This is a genomic window from Acidobacteriota bacterium, from assembly GCA_004299485.1.
Classification (GTDB): domain Bacteria; phylum Acidobacteriota; class Terriglobia; order Terriglobales; family SCQP01; genus SCQP01.
Genome location: SCQP01000018.1, coordinates 163,175 through 179,137, shown reverse-complemented (window position 1 = coordinate 179,137; position 15,963 = coordinate 163,175). Strand labels below are relative to the sequence as shown.

Sequence of the window (15,963 nt, the reverse complement as noted above, 5' to 3'; positions counted from 1 at the left end):
CGTTTATCCTTAGGTTCAGAAGCGGCTCTGGGCTGTTACACTGAAATCACAGTGGCTCATCGCCGTTTCTGCGCCATTCTGATCCCGATGCTGCTGTGGGTGGCAGCGGTCGCGCAAACCGCGCCGGCCGCACCGGCCGCCCAAGGTCTGTTCTACGCCATGCCGGGGTCGAAGGCGGTCAGCAGTTTTCTGGAGCACGCCGACAGCATCGGCATCTTCGCGCCGCAAAGTTTTTCGCTCGACCGTTACGGAGTGCTACGCGGTTCGGTGCCCGGCGCCTTGAGCACCATTGCGCGCGCGCATGGCGTGCCGGTCATGCCGCTGGTGATCAACTCCGGCTTCTCGCGCATCGGTGCCGAGCGGCTGCTGCGTTCGCCGGCGGCGCGCGACCGGGCGGTGGGCGCCCTGGTGAATACGGCGCGCCTGCAGGACTTCATGGGCTGGCAGGTGGATTTTGAAAACCTGCCCTCGTTTGAACGGCCGGCGTTTTCGCATTTCATCGCCGAGCTGGCCGGCGCCTTGCACCGCCATGGACTGAAGCTGAGTGTCGCCGTTGCGGCGCGTACCAACAACGATCCTTACAGCGACAATTACCGCGACTTTTCCGGGGTCTACGACTACGCGGCGCTGGCGCGCAGCGCCGATTTCCTGAGCGTGATGGCCTATCCGGAAAGCAGCGGCAATCAGCCCGGGCCGCTGGCGAGCACGCCCTGGGTGGAGCAGGTGCTGGATTATGTGCTGCAATCGGCACCGCCGGATAAAGTGTCGCTCGGCATTCCGACCTACCAGACCGACTGGATGCAACGGCGGGTGCGCATTTATTGGCGGCGCCGCATTGCCGGGCGCATCCACCGGTTCTACCGCACGATTTATCGTTTCTTTCACCGCAGCGGTCCGGTCTCGGTTTACGACGACCTGCATTGGGACCCGACGCTGCAGGCGGCCTACCGTATTTCCGGCTACGGTCACCACCGCGTGGTGACCTGGGTTGAGGACGCGCGCAGCTTCCGCGCCGAGCTGGACCTGGTGAGCCAGTACCATCTGCGCGGCTATTCAGTCTGGCGGCTGGGCCTGGAAGACCCGGGCATCTGGGATGGCCTGCCCAACCTCAACCACCCGGCGCCGGCAGCGGTCAGTACCAGCGGGCCGGTGCGTTTGCGCGATATCCCGCAGATTCATTGATGTTTTCGGCTGCCGGCGCGGGTTTTAAGCAGAATCGGCGTGCCCTCAAAGCCGAAGGCGCGCCGGATCTGATTCTCCAGGAAGCGCCGATAGGAAAAATGCAGCCGGCGCGCGCGGTCGATAAAGAGCACAAACTGCGGCGGCGCCAGTGACACCTGCGCCATATAGAGAATGCGCACGCGCTGGCCAGCGGGCACAGGGGCTCGGGTAAAATCCACCGTGGCCAGAAAGCGGTTCATGGCTGCCGTGGTTATGCGTTTGCGCCGCTCGCGCGCGACCCGCGCCATAGCGGCAAAAAGCTGCGGCAGTCCTGTGCCGGCGCGGGCGGAAACGAACACGATGGGCGCGAAGGCCAGAAACTTCAGGCGCTCGCGCACCCGCTGCTCCAGTTCCTTTTGGGTGCGCCCCATGGCCTGCGCGGCGTCCCATTTGTTGACCACCAGGATGCAGGAACGCTGTGCCTCGAAGGCGTAGCCGGCGATCGTGGCATCGAGCGCGAGCACGCCGCCTTCTTCCGGCGCGGCGCCGTCGATCAACACCAGCGCCAGATCGGCGCGCTCGAGGTGCTGGCGCGCCATGACCACGCTGAGCTTTTCCGCCAGGGCGTGGGTGGCGCCTTTGCGCCGGATGCCGGCCGTGTCGATGAAGCGGTACGGCGTCTTGCCATGGATCAGGACCGCATCGACGGCATCACGGGTCGTGCCCGCGACGGGGCTGACAATCGAGCGTTCCTCGCCCAGCAGGCAATTGAGCAGGGTTGATTTGCCGACATTGGGCCGGCCGATGATCGCGACCCGCGTCTCGCGCACCGCCGGCTCGTCCGCGGCGGCTTCGGCAGCCGCGGGCAAGAGCGCGATCACGCGGTCGAGCAAGGCATCGAGGCCATCGCCGTGCTCGGCGCTGAGGGGGAATACCTCTTCGAGGCCTAACTGATAAAAATCTCCAATTGTGCTTTCCGCGCGCCGGCCTTCGATCTTGTTCACGGCCAGCAGAACGGGCTTGCCGCTGGTGCGCAGCAGCCGGGCGAGTTCGATGTCGGGGGCGGTCAGCTCGCTGCGACCATCGACCACCATCACCACGGCGCTGGCGCTTTTCAGGGCCACCTGGGCTTGCGCGAAGATTGCGGCTGGAATTTCCGCTTCATCGCCGGGCAGCAGCCCGCCGGTGTCGGTGATGCCAAAGCTCCGTCCCCGCCACTCGACCTGGCCTTCGATGCGGTCGCGGGTAATCCCCGGCTCATCGCCCACAATGGAGCGACGCGAGCGCGTCAGCCGGTTGAACAAGGTGGATTTACCCACATTCGGACGCCCCACGATCACGATGGAACCAGGTTTGGTCACTTGTAAATGATAAGGGCGATAGCCGGCGGCGCGGGGTGGGGGTGGGTCACGGTCGCGCGGGCTGTTCTTTTTTTTTGCGCAAAGTGTGCCACTTTGCACCCCAAAGTGGCGTGTTTACCGGGGGTTTTGCGGGATTAGGGTGGCACAGGCGGAACAATAAATGGAACCGTCGCGGCCGGCGCGCCGGCAAAGGGGAGCGGCCGGGAGCGCGACCGCTCCCCAGAAAAAACTTCAGTTGTCAAACAGGAAAGCGGCGACGAACCGCCAACGCGCCGCCGCGGAGACCTGGGCCGCCTAAATAGTTAGAAGCCGGACGGAGTTGCGGGGTTGTACGGGGGTCAATAAGCGCCGCTGGTGGTGCGGGCGTAGTAGCCCTTGCGGGTACGGACGGTGACGTTCTTGCGCAGGACTCTGATGATGACCTTATGGAATTCGCCGTTGGGCGCCAGGTCATTGGGGCTGTAGGCGACGACATATTGATGGCGCAAGTCCTGCAAAATCGACTGAAAGGCGCCGCCCAGATCGCGGGCGGAGATCGGAAAGTAGGAGCGTCCGCCGGTTTCGGTGGCGAATTTCTTGAGCACGCCATCGGCTTGGGGGTCGGCGCCGGTGGACTCGGTGCCGATGGTATAGATCACCGCGCCCGCGTCCTGCGCCATGGCGATGGCTTCGCTCTCGCTATAGCGGCTCTGGTCGTCGGCGCCATCGCTGATGATGACGATGACATTGCGACCGGCGCCAACTTCGCCTGAGCCCGGGCCGAAGTCATTGTGCGCGGTATAGAACAGGGCGTCGTACAACGCCGTGCCGCCGGAGGGCCGCAGCATACCAATCGCCATGGCCAGCTTGGCGTAGTTGTCGGTAAACGACTGGGCGACATGCAGCGAAGTGTCGAAGCCGGCGACCATGGCTTTGTCGCGGCCTTCGACCAGCACCGATTGGAGGAAATCGGTCGCCGCATGTTGCTCGAACTGAAAGCGGGTATCGACGCTCTGGCTGACGTCCATCAGGACGGCGATGCGGAGCGGCAGGTTGCCTTCGGAGGTGAACTGCTGGATCTGTTGCACTTTGCCGTTGTCGTAGATCTGAATGTCCTTCGTGGTCAGATCGGGAACGAAGTGGTGATGCTTATCGAGGGCGACAAACACCAGCGGCACAGAGTTGACGTTGGCGACAATGGTCGGGGTTTGGGTTTTGGTGGTGGTCTGCCCGCTTGGGCTGGTTTGCTGCCCCAGGCAGACGAGTGCCGCCGCACCCATCAACACCGCACACATGGCTCCTGCGCGCTTCAGCATCTTCACCGATTATGACATCGCTTGATCGCGGGCACCCGGCTTCGCTGCGCGCTGCCGCCCGCTCTCTACGCCCGCCGGTGTCGCCCGGCAGGGGGCTTGGGTGCCCGAATCCGGCACGGGGCTCCGCAGGGCCAGGCGCAGGTTTTCCATCTCTACGGGAACCGGGGCACGGAAATGCAGGCGCTCGTGGCTGCGGGGATGGGTGAATTCGAGCTCGGCGGCGTGGAGCATCACCCGTGGCGGCTGCCAGCCGGCGAGCGCGCCCGGTCCGGCCAGGGTGGCCGCGGCGCCGTAGAGCCGGTCGCCGACGACGGGATGGCCCACAGCGGCCAGATGCACGCGGATCTGGTGCGTCCGGCCGGTAAACAGCCGCAGTTCCAGTTCGCTGAAGCTGCAGGCCGCGCGCAACTTCGCGGGCGTGTCCTGCGGCGCCGGGAAGGCTGCGAGGCGGCGGAAGCTGGTGCGGGCGCTGCGGGCGTGAGCCTCGGGGCGGCGGGTGGTCATGCGCACGCGTTGGCGCAGGTCGCGGCCCACGGGCAGGCGGATGTCGCCGTCGGCGGCGGTGAGGCCATGCACCAGGGCACGATAGATTTTGACCACGCTGCGCGCCTGAAACTGGGCGCTCAATTGCTGATGGGTAAAATCAGTGCGGGCAACCACGATAACGCCGCTCGTCGTTCGGTCGAGGCGGTGCACGATGCCCGGACGCTGCTCGCCCCCCGCCGCGGACAGCCTTCCATAGCGGTGCAGCAGGGCACTGACCAGCGTCCCCCGCGCCTGCCCCGCGCCGGGATGGACCACGAGGCCGGCGGGCTTGTTGATGACGGCCAGATCGTCGTCCTCGTACAACACCTCGAGCGGAATGGCTTCGGCTTCGGCATGCGGCGCCACGGGCGCCAGGGCAGCCGCCTGCATTTCGATGAGATCGCCCACCCGCAACACCGCTCCCGGCCGTGTCGCTTCCGCGCCGTTGACGCGGACCGCGCCGGCGCGGATTTGGGCTTGCAGCCGCGCCCGGCTCTGGTCCGGAAGTTGCGCATGCAGAAATAGGTCCAGCCGCTCCGCCTGGGTGGCGATCCAGTTCTGGCGCTCGGCGCTGGTGGGGTTTGCCTGCATGGCACAATGTTAATCGAGCCGCTCGGGCAAGAGGCTCACGCCGGCCCGGCGTGCCGCCCGTCGCAGTTCGCGGTCCAGGGTCGCCAGCCGCGCACTCCGGCGCAGCGCGAGCTCCAGGTACGCGGCGTCGTAGGCGGTAAGTTGGTACGCCTCGGCCAATGCGACCACTTGTTGTACGTGCTCGGGAAATAGCTCGGGTTCGATCTGAATCGGCAACTGCGCCAGCAGCACGAGGAATTGATCTTTGCTTGCGGAGGTGACGCGCCGGCGGCGGATACCCACGACGATGCCGTTAGCGATCTCGCTGGCCCAGAGCGCCGGCACGAAAAGCGCCGCACCCTCCAGATGTCGCAGCACTGCCTCTGCCAGGGCGCTGCTTTCATCAGGGAAGTACCACGCCAGCGCCAAGGAGGCGTCGATAACGGCGGTCATTACCGGCGGCGGCCTGCCCGCACCATATCCCGTACGGAAAGTGCGTCCGGCCGGATCTGCTCCCGCAGCGCACGCAAGCCGGCAATGATCTCGGGGTGCGACAACCGGGTGGCCATTTGCACCGGCATCAAGACGGCCGCGGGCGATCCGTGGCGGGTAATGGTGATCGCCTCGCCGGCTTGCGCCTGATCCAGCAGTTCGGCGAGATGGGTCTTGGCTTCGAATGCACCTATCGTCTTCATCAAACTAGTTTAAACCAGTTGGCAGCGAGCGAGGGATGATGGGGTGCTGAGGCGCGGTGCGGCGCCTTACGCGGCAGTGGCGGCGGCGACGGGGCGGCGGCCGCGCACGGCCCAGATCACTACCGCCAGGGCGATGAGGCAGAGGCTGGTAAATTGGGCGTCGGTCATCAGGCCTCCGAAGAGCATGGCGGAGGGTTCGTAGTAGCGCAGGAAGTCGATCAGGAAACGGAAGACGCCGTAGCAGATCAGGTAGAGCGCCATGATCTGGCCTTCGAAGGCGCGGCGTTTGGCCACGCGCCAGAGCACCAGGAAAATCACGAATTCACCCGCCGACATGAGCAACTGCGTGGGGTAGAGTTTGATGCCCAGCGGCACGCCCACGGTGGCGTGGGCGTAGGCGTTATGGAAGGTATAGCCGAAAAAGCCGGTGGTCGCCTTGCCCCAGCAGCAGCCGGCGGAAAAGCAGCCCAGGCGGCCGATCGCCTGGCCCACGGCGGCGCCGGGCGCGATGGCATCGCCCACCGCCAGCCAGCGCAGCTTCTGGCGGTAAACATAAAGTGTCAGCACCAGCAAGGCGCACAGCAGGCCCCCGTAGAAGATGCCAGCCGACTCCAGAAAGCCGATGTTGAGCAGGGCGCGCGGCTCGCGCACGTAAAAATGGAAATCCTGAATGACCAGAAACAGCTTGGCGCCCACGATGGCCGCGATGGCCAGATACACGGCCAGATTGAAAATCCGGTCGGGATCGAGGCCGAAGCGGCGGGCATAGTGGCGGGCCACGTAGATGCCCATCAGGTAGCCGATGGCGACCAGCAGGCCGTAGGTGTGGAGGGTGAAGAAGCCGAAATTGTAGAGGACGGGGAACATGTGTTTTCAGCTCGGAGCTAGTAGCTAGGTTATCTCCTTGTCGGGGGCTGGGGTGGGAGCAGGATAGGGGGCGGGCTGGTCATGGATGATCTCCCAGACCAGCAGGGCGGCGCCGATGACGATGGCGCTGTCGGCGAGATTGAAGACCGGCCAGCTATGGCTGCCCACATAGAAGAGCAGGAAGTCCACGACCTGGCCATGCAACACCCGGTCGAGCAGATTGCCGCAGGCGCCGCCGACGATCAGCGCCATGGCGTAGCCGGTGCGCGAGGACTGTTTATTTTTCCAGAGCAGCGCCAGCACGATCAGCAGGGCGATGCTCGATGCCGTAATGAGCAGATCGCGAAACCCCGGCGAGGAGTATTGAAACAGGCCGAAGGCCACGCCGGGATTGTCGGCGTGAATGATGCGGAACAGGCCGGGGATGACGGTGTGATCGAAATACTGCGGGGTGCGGTCGATCAGTCCCTTCGACCACTGGTCGGCGACGAAGACCGCGACGCCGGCCAGCAAATGTTTCAATTGGAATCCGTGTGCCATGCTCCGCTACTTGCCGTGCGCCACCGGCGCCGCCATTTCCGCCAGGGCGCGCACGCAGCGCGCACAGAGCGTGGGGTGCGCCGCATCGGCGCCCACATCTTCAGCATAATTCCAACAGCGCTCGCATTTCAGGCCGCGGGCGCGATGGACGCGGACACTACGGGAGCCGCTGTCCGCGCTCAGCTCGACTTGCGACACGATGAAGAGGGCGGGAAGCTGCGGCAGTTCGGCCTGGAGGAGCGCCCGCTCCGCGGCCGGCGCCACCAGCTCCAGGCGAGCTTCGAGGCTGGTGCCGATGCGCTTTTCCTGGCGCGCCTGCTCCAGCGCCTTGAGCGCTTCTTCGCGCCACTCCAGTAGCGTGGCCCAGCGATCTTCCTCCGCCGCCCCGCCTGGCAGCCACGCCGCAACCTCCGTGTAGGTTTGCAGATGGACGCTGGCGCGCAGTGGCGCGGGGCCATCCGCCAGGCCCTCGGCGGCCATGTCGGCCCAGACTTCATCGGCAGTAAAGGCCAGAATCGGCGCCGTCAGGCGGACCAGAACGCGCAGGGTGTGCCAGAGGACGGTTTGGGCGCTGCGGCGCTGGGGGCTGCGCGGAGCGAAGGTGTAGAGCCGGTCTTTGAGCACATCGAGATAAAAGGCGCTGAGGGAGATGGCGCAGAAATCGGCCAGCCGGCGCCAGGCGCGGTGAAAGGCGTAGTCGGCGTATTCCTGCTCGACCTCGCGCGCCAGGCGCGCCACCTGGCGCAGCATGTAGCGGTCAAGGCTCTCGAGTTCGGTTTCCGTCACGGCGTCGCGCGCCGGCTCGAAGGCGTGCAGATTGCCGAGCAGGTAGCGGAAGGTGTTGCGCACCTTGCGGTAGGCTTCGGTGATCCGCTGCAGCAAATCGTCCGACAGGCTGATTTCTTCGCGGAAATCGCTGCTCGCCACCCAGAGCCGCAAAATTTCAGCGCCATACTTGCCCACAATCTCATCCGGCTCGATGGCGTTGCCGAGCGATTTGTGCATGGTGTGGCCCTGGGCATCGACCACCCAGCCATGGGTGAGGGTTTGCCGGTAGGGCGCGGCGCCGCGCATGCCCACCGCAACCAGCAGGGAGGACTGGAACCAGCCGCGGTACTGATCGCCACCCTCCAGATACATGTCAGCGGGAAAAGGGAGTCCGGTTTGCTGGTTGAGCACCGCGGCCTGACTGCAGCCGGACTCAAACCAGACGTCGACGATGTCGTGTTCCTGGACGAACTCGCCGGCGCCGCACTGGGCGCAGCGCGCGCCGGGAGCGATGAAGGCCGAGGCCGGGCGTTCGAACCAGACGTTCGAGCCTTCGGCGGCAAAGGCGGCGATGATGCGCTCATCGGTGGCCTTGTCGCGCAGGTAGGCATGACATTGCGTACAGGCCAGGACTGGAATAGGTACGCCCCAGACGCGCTGGCGCGAGATGCACCAGTCGGGCCGCGAGGCGACCATCTGATGAATGCGCTCGCCGCCCCAGTCCGGCATCCAGCGCACGCCGGCGATGGCCTCCAGCGCCTTTTCGCGCAGCGCGAGCCGGTCCATGCCGATGAACCACTGCTCCGTGGCCCGGAAGATGATGGGCTGATGGCAGCGCCAGCAGTGCGGGTAGGAGTGATCGAGGGGCGCTTCGGCCAGGAGGGCGCCGATCGAGCGCAGGTGCTCGATGATCGCTGGATTGGCGGCAAAGATTTGCTGGCCGGTGAAGGGCGCGGTTTCCGGTCCAAAGAATTTGCCGGTGCCGTCGACCGGGCAGAGAATCGGCAGCTTGTATTTTTCGCCGGTGGCGAAATCTTCGGCACCGTGGCCGGGCGCGGTGTGGACAATACCGCTGCCCTGATCGGTGGTGATGTAGTCGGCCAACACGGCGGGAATGTCGCGCTCCAGCCAGGGATGGCGGAAGCGCACGCCCTCGATATCCTTGCCGCAGAAGCGGGCTACGACTTCGGCGTCGGTCCAGGCAGCACCGATGGCATCCGATGTTGCCGCCATGCGCGCCGCGGCCATGACGTAGACGCGGCCGTTGGTGTGCTTGACGGCGACGTACTCGAGTTCGGGATGGAAGGCGAGCGCCATGCTGGCGGGCAGCGTCCAGGGCGTGGTGGTCCACACGGCCGCGAAGAGGTTTTCGCCGGAAAGTCCGGCGGGCAGCTTGCCGCCGGCGTAGGCGTACTGCACCCACACGGTGGGGCTGCGGTGCTGCTTGTACTCAACTTCCGCTTCGGCCAGCGCCGTCTGGTCGTGAATGCACCAATACACAGCGCGCAGGCCCTTGTAGGCATAGCCTTGCTCGATGAAGCCGAGCAGTTGCCGCGCAATGGCAGCTTCGTAGCTGGAGTTCAGCGTCAGGTAGGGCTGTTGCCACTGCCCCAGCACGCCCAGGCGCTCAAACCCCTGACGCTGCAAGTCGACGTACTTGCGGGCATAGGCTTCGCAGCGGCGGCGGATTTCGAGCGCGCTCAACTCGCGCTTTTTCGGCCCCAGCTCCTGATCGACTTTGATTTCAATGGGCAGGCCATGGCAGTCCCAGCCGGGCACATAAGGGGAATCGAAGCCGGCCATGGTCTTGGATTTGACGACGAAATCCTTCAGGACTTTGTTCAGCGCGGTTCCGAGATGAATGGCGCCGTTGGCGTAGGGCGGGCCGTCGTGAAGCAGGAACACCGGCTGCCCGCGACGGGTCTCGCGGATGCGCTCATAGAGGCCCAGATCGTGCCAGCGCGCCAGCCACTCGGGTTCCCGGGCAGGCAAATTCGCCTTCATCGGAAACTTCGTCACTGGCAGATTCAATGTGCTTTTATAGGACGAAGCGGCCACAGTTCATTATATGGTCGCGGGCACCCAGCCGGGCTTCGCCCGCAAACGACGCACTGCGTCGTTTGCCCCGCTCTCAAAGGCCGACGGCCCGCTGCGCTGGAGCCCCTACGCCCCAGCTCCGCTTGGGACGCCCGCCCTGCTCCGGGAGCGCTTCGCAAAACCGCCGCTCTTAGAGCGGAATCAAAGCGGTTATAGCCTGGCGGCGCGAGAAGCGAGAGGCTGAGGGCCCGAGCGGCATCCGGATGCGTACAATCCGAAGCTCTACGCTAACCGAACCGTAAGAGATCGCGCGGCGATCGGTAACCCTCTGGTTAACCCCAGCGGCCCCGCTAAATCGCCATCGGGCAAGCGCGCTTTGGCCATACACTTTCCTCATGGCAAGCTGTTAATGTTCGAAGATCGCTCAGGTGATCGTATGCGCGCTAGAATTCAAGCCTCGGCTTTGCGGCGCGTTCAAACCTGTTCGATATATGTTTTCCGCTGATTGTTTTTCGGCCCGATGGGTACTCCAACTTACACCCCTTCAGTGCTCTTCACGGCCTTGCCAGCATTCACACTGGCCGGGTTACTCCCGCCATACTGCGGCACCAATCCCGCGCAGCCGCAATCCTTGGCACCATATCCTACTTCGGTCGAGGTCGTAGCCAGAGCACTGTCGCACACCGCGAAGCGATCCGAGATCTTTCGAGGATTCCTTCAGTTCAGGCTGGCCTTACAAAAGGCAGGTCTGAATGACGGGTTCCAGTGGCTAGATGGCAGCTTTACAGAGTTGATTGAAGTTCGGGAAAGCCGTAATCCGAACGATCTCGACGTTGTGACCTTCTTCCGGCGCCCACCGCATTTGCGTTCCGACCCATTATGGGCCGAGTTCTTCGCCTCGAACTCGACCTTGTTCCATCCTTTATCGAATAAACAAAATTATCACTGCGATTCCTACTTCGTGGATCTGGACATCGATCCACTAACGCTGGTTGCTCAGACTCGCTACTGGTATGGCCTCTTTTCACACAGGAGGGTGACGGGCGAATGGAAGGGCATGTTAGAGGTGCCACTTGCAATCACGGCAGCGGACCATGCCGCAGCCGCACTGCTTATGCCGGGGATACAGCCATGATTCGCAAAATCGAGCGGGACCAGCTCGTTGCTGAGATCGCGTCGGTTGAAGCGATCCTCGGTTCACTTCCGGCAAATGATCCCGTAGGCCTGCTAGGATTTAGCTCGCGAGTCCAAGAGCTACGAGGCAGATTAGCCGAACTCGACACTATGGAGGAACGGCGAGCCGCAGTCGCACTATACTTTGGGGGTGGCCCCGTCATCGGCAGCCGCGGAATTCAGGCCGATTTCGCTTCTTCCATTGTATCCACTTATCAGGATCTTGTGTCGAAAGTCGGGGCAACTCTCCAGTGTGGCGCCTTGGCATTGCGAGGACAGATTAAGGATCGCGATGCCACACGACTCCACATCACGAACCTTGTCCACGGATCGGTCGGGTTCTTGTTGGAGGAACTTGACGAGCGAGGTGAACCGCTCTTCCCAACGCCGCTAAAGCAAACAATCAGCAAGGTAACCGATTACATGGAGCAAGTCGCGGCCGAAGACGATCGTCCGTTCAGCGCTCTGGTTGAAGAGATAAATCCACGGATATTTTCGTCCCTGAGGGACTTCTTTAAGGAGATTCGCAGTGAGCATGCAGTATTCCGGCTTGTCGAGGACGAGCGAGAGATGCCGTTTGATCAAGCTGCAATCGAAAGGGCATACAGTAGAGTCGAAGCCACCGAGATTGCAGAGGACGACATTCCGGTCGAGGGAGAACTGATAGGGGTAGTACCGTACGGGCGTCGGTTTGAGTTCAGGACGTATCCCGGAGGCGAACTCATCTCCGGAAAAGTTGCGGAGATTTTCAGTGAAACATATCTCGAACGCATACATCAGGAGCAGCTCGTCGGGCGGCGTTGGCAGGCGGTCTTACGGAAGCGCGAGACCAAAAAGCCGGGGCGAACGATTGAGACTTTTCTATTGCTCGACTTGCGTGAAATTCAGCCAAGTTCTGAGCGTGATTAAGCGGAACACCTGAATTCGGTGGCAGCTTGGAGGAGCCCTGAGCGCCAGTGGGCGGACCCTGCCGGGAATCGAAGCCCGCACTCCGAGCGACCAGCGGGAGCGACCAGGGCAAAAAGTGGCGAGCCACGCCAGAAAGCCAGCGCTTGTGGGGGTGTTTTCATTTCCCCTTGAGGGTCGGCGGGAGGTTCGGCAGGCCAGCTTCGGCATCGCGCATGTCGCACTCCAGCCGTCCTTTCAATGCAAGCTCTTTGAGAACACCGTGCAATCGCTTGTCGGCCGGAGAAGATAAAGCAAGCGTTTGCCGAACGTTGGCAGGACAGGAGTGTTCCGGAACACTATGCATATCGGTTGATGCAGCCAGTCTTCGTGCATTCATGGGCGGCCTGCTTTGCAAACCGTTCAAATCCGACCGGCACGCCTGATTTGCACATTGACACCGGTTGCGTTGAGTCGGAACCGGAGCATGGCTGCGCTGACGAAGTATTCGGTGCAAGCCTCCTCGTTCGTGAGCCGCCTGCGTCTGATCTTAAGAAGCGCCGCTCTTGGGAGCAGCAGAGTCCCTGCAAGCCATCCCGCTTCGTCCTCTTGCTCCTTGTTGTGCGTCCTCAACACAGCGCCGCTCCCGGGCGCCATGAACATCAACGAGGGCTCATGGTCAAGAATTATGTGCGCAAGCTCATGGGCGAGGCTGCTATTTTGACGTGCCTGCGAATGCGCCGGATTAATGACGATGAGCTTGTGCCGGCCATTGGCTACCGTAATCGCCGACCACGCTTCGCGGTGCGAGGCCGACAGGCGGCCGATAACCTCCGGCGCAAGTCCCGAAAGATCCAGAGGCCGTAGAACCGGAACACTTAAATACTCGGCCATACGCAGTGGCTCCAGAGGCGCGTCCATTGCAATCTGGAGCGCTTGTCTAACATGAGCTGCGGTCTCCTCCGACCACGTCTTAAACCCACGACGGAACATCGGCACGCCCATCCCGTACTCTGCCAGCCAGTTCTCTTTGGGCGGCAAGAATTAGCGCGGCCAAATCGCCGGCGGCTTCTTGGGACAGTTGCGCATCTGCCCGAAGGTGAACGGCTACCGTCATCGAGTCCGGAATTGAGGGCTCGGTTGACCCCTCCTGAGCACCGGGAAGGCCTAGGATTTGTGCCGGATCGATTTTCAGCCAGACACAAATTTTCCGGAAAGTGACCAGGTCAGGAAGCTTGCCCCCTTCAACGCGCGATAGCGTAGCCGGACTGATTCCAATTTCCGCCGCAAGCTCGCGAACGCCGCGCGTGCCCCTTCTATCACGGAGCGCTGCCCCGAGGCGCAAAAGCGTCATCGCCTACCCTCCTGTCTCAAATATAAAACACAGTTTGACAAAGGAAGCCGAGTGGCGTACAGTCCCCTCATGTTCATCATTTGGGAGATTAGCACTCACAAATGAAACATGCACGGAAAATCGGAACGGAGGGAATTGAGCGTGACAACACCGAAGAACTCGGGCTGGCTTGCGGCGTTGCTTTGGGTCGGCGCCGCTTGCATATTGCTATCAACCCCCAACTGCGACCGTGGATGCCGGACCCTGGCGGAGCATTTGCTGAGCCATGGGATCGAGGATTTCCTTTCGGCCTAAACAAACCTGATTCCTAGGAGATTAAATGTCGAAACCAGACCAGAAGCCGCGGGAGCCGGAATCGTCTCCTCAACATGAACACCCACCCAAGCCGGGCCATCCGCCGGGGCCGCCAAATCCGCCGCGACCTCCTCATCACAGGGAGGTGGGGTGAAGCCCTGGTGGGAGCGCATTCCTGAGCGCCTCAAGTTCGAACTCGATGCGCTCAGGGATGCTGGGATTGAGTTCACAGTTCAAGAGCAGGACGCCAGAAGAGGTGTGCTGACGATGGCGCTGTCATTGACGGCACAGGAACAGTCTGTCGAGATGGTTGCGGAATTCCCACCAACCTACCCGCACACTCGCTTCGAGCTTTTCGCGAAGAGTCTCGCGCTGGAACATCATCAGAACCCATTCGCAAAGAACCTCTGCCTGTTCGCGAACACCGGGAGCTGGGGACCGGAAGATTACCTTGCCGAATGCCTTCGTGACCGCCTACCGCGTGTATTGGAGCTAGGCATTAGCAAGGATAAATCTGCGGCCGCAGGCCAAGAGGCCGAACAGGCGGAGCCCGTCAGTGCTTATTATCCGTACGCGCCCAGTTCAATTGTGCTGGTCGATTCATCCTGGAATCTGTCCACTTGCAGCTCGGGTACGATGCTAGTCGGTTGTCGGTACCTCACCGAAAAGACGATTAGCGCGGCCGTGCTCGAACTTCGAGATCCTTCGGGCCAAATCGTCGCCGTTGCCGACCCTGCTTTGCGAGATCTATACAACGCCGCGACTTTTTCTGGCGATTGGTCACGCGTTGCTGCGCCGATCCTCGAATTTCAGGCCACGCGTTTTCTTGAGATGGTACGCCAGCAAATGAGTCCACGGCCGCTGGGGAGGCCAAGCAGCGCGCCGCTAATCACAGGGATTATTTTTCCTGAAGAAATCAAACAGCGAGAATCATCTGGGGACGGATGGCTTTTTGTCGTCGAACACCCTGTACGGCGGAACGGTTTTCGAGATGGAAAGGCACTGCCTGCGACGTATTTCGCCAGAGCCGGCCGCGCCGGCAACCAAGACATGCTCCTCCGCATACCGGAACTTTCTTCACTTGAAGGCAAAGCGGTCGCCATCATCGGACTCGGGTGCGTGGGCGCCCCAGTGGCTATCGAGCTGGCCAAAGCCGGAATCGGCGACCTCCGCCTGGTGGAACCCGATTTCATCGAGCCGGGCACGGTCGTCCGTTGGCCGCTTGGGGTTGTGCATTCGGGCGAAGCGAAGGGTTGGGCGCTAAACGCCTTTCTTCGCGAGAACTTCCCGCGAACGAAGGTAACCGTCAGCGAGACGCGCGTGGGCTCCGCTGTATCAATGGGCGGCCTGGACCTCGCGACGGAAACGCGATTGTTAGATGGCATTGACCTGGTTTTCGATGCGACCGCTGATCCAGGTTTGCACATGCTCGTATCAGCAATGGCTCGTGCACGTTCTCTGCCCTACATTTGTGCCTACTCAACTCATGGCGGTTGGGGAGGTCGGCTCGTGAGGATTCGCCCCAACGCGACCCTGGGTTGCTGGTGGTGTTTCTTGAAGAATGAGGACGATGGTTTGCTCCCGACTCTTCCCGAGGCCCCACCAATGACACTTATCCAGCCACAAGGCTGCAATTTGCCAACCTTTACCGCAGCAGCCTTCGACGTGCAGGAGGTATCCCTAGCGGGCATACGCTTGGCCGTTTCCACGCTTCTAGAGAATTGTCCCGGCGGCTATCCTGCCACCAACTGGGATGTCGGCACGCTCACGCTGCGAACGCCAAAAGGCGCGCTCTGCGCGCCATCCTGGACTGTTGGCTCCCTCGAAAGGCATCCTGAATGCCGGAGCCATTGAGTTCGGTGTGGTTAGAATTCGCCGCTCAGGGAGTGATGTTGGAAGTGGCAGCTCAATTTTGTCCGTTTGAAGCTGGCGGTCTATTGTTGGGTTACTGGAACGACGATGGTAGCGCTGCTGTGATGGCCGCAACTCGCCCAGGCCCGCGCGCGGCCCATCGGCTTTTCAGCTTCGTACCTGATTACGAGTTCGACGACAAACAGGTAGCGCTCGCGTATGAGCGATCGGGGCGCTATTGGGGATACCTCGGCGACTGGCACACACATCCTTTAGGCTCTTCCGAACCGAGCAGGAAAGATTTGAAGGTCGCTCGAAACATCGCGACTTCCGAGCAAGCGCGGTCACCCAAGCCGCTGATGGCCATCGTGAGCGGATGGAGGAACCGGCACACCCAGTTTTGGCTCTATCGGAGCGGCCAGGAGGCATTGGTCGCCGCCTTGTTTAAGGTCTTTAATGGCGATTCCGGAGGGAACCTGAACGATAATCTGACCTGATACCTGCCCGCCTCAGCGGGGCGCGCGGCCCGCACCGCGCGCTCCCGTCTTATAAGCACAGCCCGCAACTTTTGCGGAGATCAGAAAATC

15 protein-coding genes are annotated in these 15,963 nt (G+C 62.3%); 5 read left to right on the top strand and 10 right to left on the bottom strand.

What is annotated here, in order from left to right:
• Positions 1–51: 51 nt before the first annotated feature.
• A complete protein-coding gene (locus EPN33_14275; GenBank protein ID TAN20946.1) occupies positions 52–1,182 on the top strand; it encodes a hypothetical protein in 1,131 nt (376 codons plus the stop codon).
• On the opposite strand, the gene der is transcribed toward EPN33_14275, so the two are convergent.
• The 8 genes from der to EPN33_14235 all read right to left on the bottom strand — a co-directional run bounded on the left by der (position 1,176) and on the right by EPN33_14235 (position 9,786).
• Complete coding sequence (der, locus tag EPN33_14270) at positions 1,176–2,621, bottom strand: ribosome biogenesis GTPase Der (protein TAN20945.1); 1,446 nt, start codon at positions 2,619–2,621, stop codon at positions 1,176–1,178. The genes EPN33_14275 and der overlap by 7 nt on opposite strands.
• 239 nt (positions 2,622–2,860) lie before the next feature.
• Positions 2,861–3,817: a VWA domain-containing protein gene (locus EPN33_14265; protein ID TAN20944.1), complete on the bottom strand. Its 957-nt coding sequence runs from the start codon at positions 3,815–3,817 to the stop codon at positions 2,861–2,863.
• 9 nt (positions 3,818–3,826) lie between these two features.
• Complete coding sequence (locus EPN33_14260; protein TAN20943.1) at positions 3,827–4,933, bottom strand: RluA family pseudouridine synthase; 1,107 nt, start codon at positions 4,931–4,933, stop codon at positions 3,827–3,829.
• Between the two features lie 9 nt (positions 4,934–4,942).
• Positions 4,943–5,365, bottom strand: coding sequence for a PIN domain-containing protein (locus EPN33_14255; GenBank protein TAN20942.1), 423 nt, complete (start codon positions 5,363–5,365; stop codon positions 4,943–4,945).
• The gene (locus tag EPN33_14250) at positions 5,365–5,607 is read right to left on the bottom strand and encodes a type II toxin-antitoxin system prevent-host-death family antitoxin (protein TAN20941.1); all 243 of its coding nucleotides are present in this window, start codon (positions 5,605–5,607) and stop codon (positions 5,365–5,367) included. The genes EPN33_14255 and EPN33_14250 overlap by 1 nt, the downstream gene beginning before the upstream one ends.
• Positions 5,608–5,673: 66 nt before the next feature.
• Positions 5,674–6,474: a prolipoprotein diacylglyceryl transferase gene (locus EPN33_14245; protein ID TAN20940.1), complete on the bottom strand. Its 801-nt coding sequence runs from the start codon at positions 6,472–6,474 to the stop codon at positions 5,674–5,676.
• 24 nt (positions 6,475–6,498) lie between these two features.
• Entirely contained in the window at positions 6,499–7,014 is a 516-nt protein-coding gene (gene lspA / locus EPN33_14240) for a signal peptidase II (GenBank protein ID TAN20939.1), read from the bottom strand.
• 6 nt (positions 7,015–7,020) lie between these two features.
• Positions 7,021–9,786: an isoleucine--tRNA ligase gene (locus tag EPN33_14235; protein TAN20967.1), complete on the bottom strand. Its 2,766-nt coding sequence runs from the start codon at positions 9,784–9,786 to the stop codon at positions 7,021–7,023.
• Between the two features lie 580 nt (positions 9,787–10,366).
• On the opposite strand from EPN33_14235, the gene EPN33_14230 reads away from it, so the two are divergent.
• Both EPN33_14230 and EPN33_14225 read left to right on the top strand, forming a co-directional pair.
• Positions 10,367–10,954, top strand: coding sequence for a hypothetical protein (locus EPN33_14230; GenBank protein TAN20938.1), 588 nt, complete (start codon positions 10,367–10,369; stop codon positions 10,952–10,954).
• Positions 10,951–11,901: a hypothetical protein gene (locus tag EPN33_14225; protein TAN20937.1), complete on the top strand. Its 951-nt coding sequence runs from the start codon at positions 10,951–10,953 to the stop codon at positions 11,899–11,901. Before EPN33_14230 ends, EPN33_14225 begins: the two co-directional genes overlap by 4 nt.
• A 399-nt stretch (positions 11,902–12,300) precedes the next feature.
• Here EPN33_14225 and EPN33_14220 read toward each other — a convergent pair whose 3' ends face one another.
• Positions 12,301–12,882, bottom strand: coding sequence for an ImmA/IrrE family metallo-endopeptidase (locus EPN33_14220; protein TAN20936.1), 582 nt, complete (start codon positions 12,880–12,882; stop codon positions 12,301–12,303).
• Complete coding sequence (locus tag EPN33_14215) at positions 12,851–13,231, bottom strand: XRE family transcriptional regulator (GenBank protein ID TAN20935.1); 381 nt, start codon at positions 13,229–13,231, stop codon at positions 12,851–12,853. The genes EPN33_14220 and EPN33_14215 overlap by 32 nt, the downstream gene beginning before the upstream one ends.
• Before the next feature lie 444 nt (positions 13,232–13,675).
• Here EPN33_14215 and EPN33_14210 point away from each other — a divergent pair, with 444 nt between their 5' ends.
• Positions 13,676–15,379 (top strand): hypothetical protein, encoded by a 1,704-nt coding sequence (locus EPN33_14210; GenBank protein TAN20934.1) that lies wholly within the window; start codon positions 13,676–13,678, stop codon positions 15,377–15,379.
• Positions 15,364–15,873, top strand: coding sequence for a hypothetical protein (locus EPN33_14205; GenBank protein TAN20933.1), 510 nt, complete (start codon positions 15,364–15,366; stop codon positions 15,871–15,873). The genes EPN33_14210 and EPN33_14205 overlap by 16 nt, the downstream gene beginning before the upstream one ends.
• Positions 15,874–15,963: the final 90 nt, after the last annotated feature.

Bases quoted from the DNA above. Each gene is read 5' to 3' on its own strand.
- EPN33_14255 (TAN20942.1), bottom strand. From the start codon at position 5,365: ATGACCGCCGTTATCGACGCCTCCTTGGCGCTGGCGTGGTACTTCCCT.
- EPN33_14250 (TAN20941.1), bottom strand. From the start codon at position 5,607: ATGAAGACGATAGGTGCATTCGAAGCCAAGACCCATCTCGCCGAACTG.
- EPN33_14220 (TAN20936.1), bottom strand. From the start codon at position 12,882: ATGGGCGTGCCGATGTTCCGTCGTGGGTTTAAGACGTGGTCGGAGGAG.
- EPN33_14260 (TAN20943.1), bottom strand. From the start codon at position 4,933: ATGCAGGCAAACCCCACCAGCGCCGAGCGCCAGAACTGGATCGCCACC.
- EPN33_14215 (TAN20935.1), bottom strand. From the start codon at position 13,231: ATGACGCTTTTGCGCCTCGGGGCAGCGCTCCGTGATAGAAGGGGCACG.
- EPN33_14225 (TAN20937.1), top strand. From the start codon at position 10,951: ATGATTCGCAAAATCGAGCGGGACCAGCTCGTTGCTGAGATCGCGTCG.
- EPN33_14235 (TAN20967.1), bottom strand. From the start codon at position 9,786: ATGAAGGCGAATTTGCCTGCCCGGGAACCCGAGTGGCTGGCGCGCTGG.
- EPN33_14245 (TAN20940.1), bottom strand. From the start codon at position 6,474: ATGTTCCCCGTCCTCTACAATTTCGGCTTCTTCACCCTCCACACCTAC.
- EPN33_14205 (TAN20933.1), top strand. From the start codon at position 15,364: ATGCCGGAGCCATTGAGTTCGGTGTGGTTAGAATTCGCCGCTCAGGGA.
- lspA (TAN20939.1), bottom strand. From the start codon at position 7,014: ATGGCACACGGATTCCAATTGAAACATTTGCTGGCCGGCGTCGCGGTC.
- EPN33_14265 (TAN20944.1), bottom strand. From the start codon at position 3,817: ATGCTGAAGCGCGCAGGAGCCATGTGTGCGGTGTTGATGGGTGCGGCG.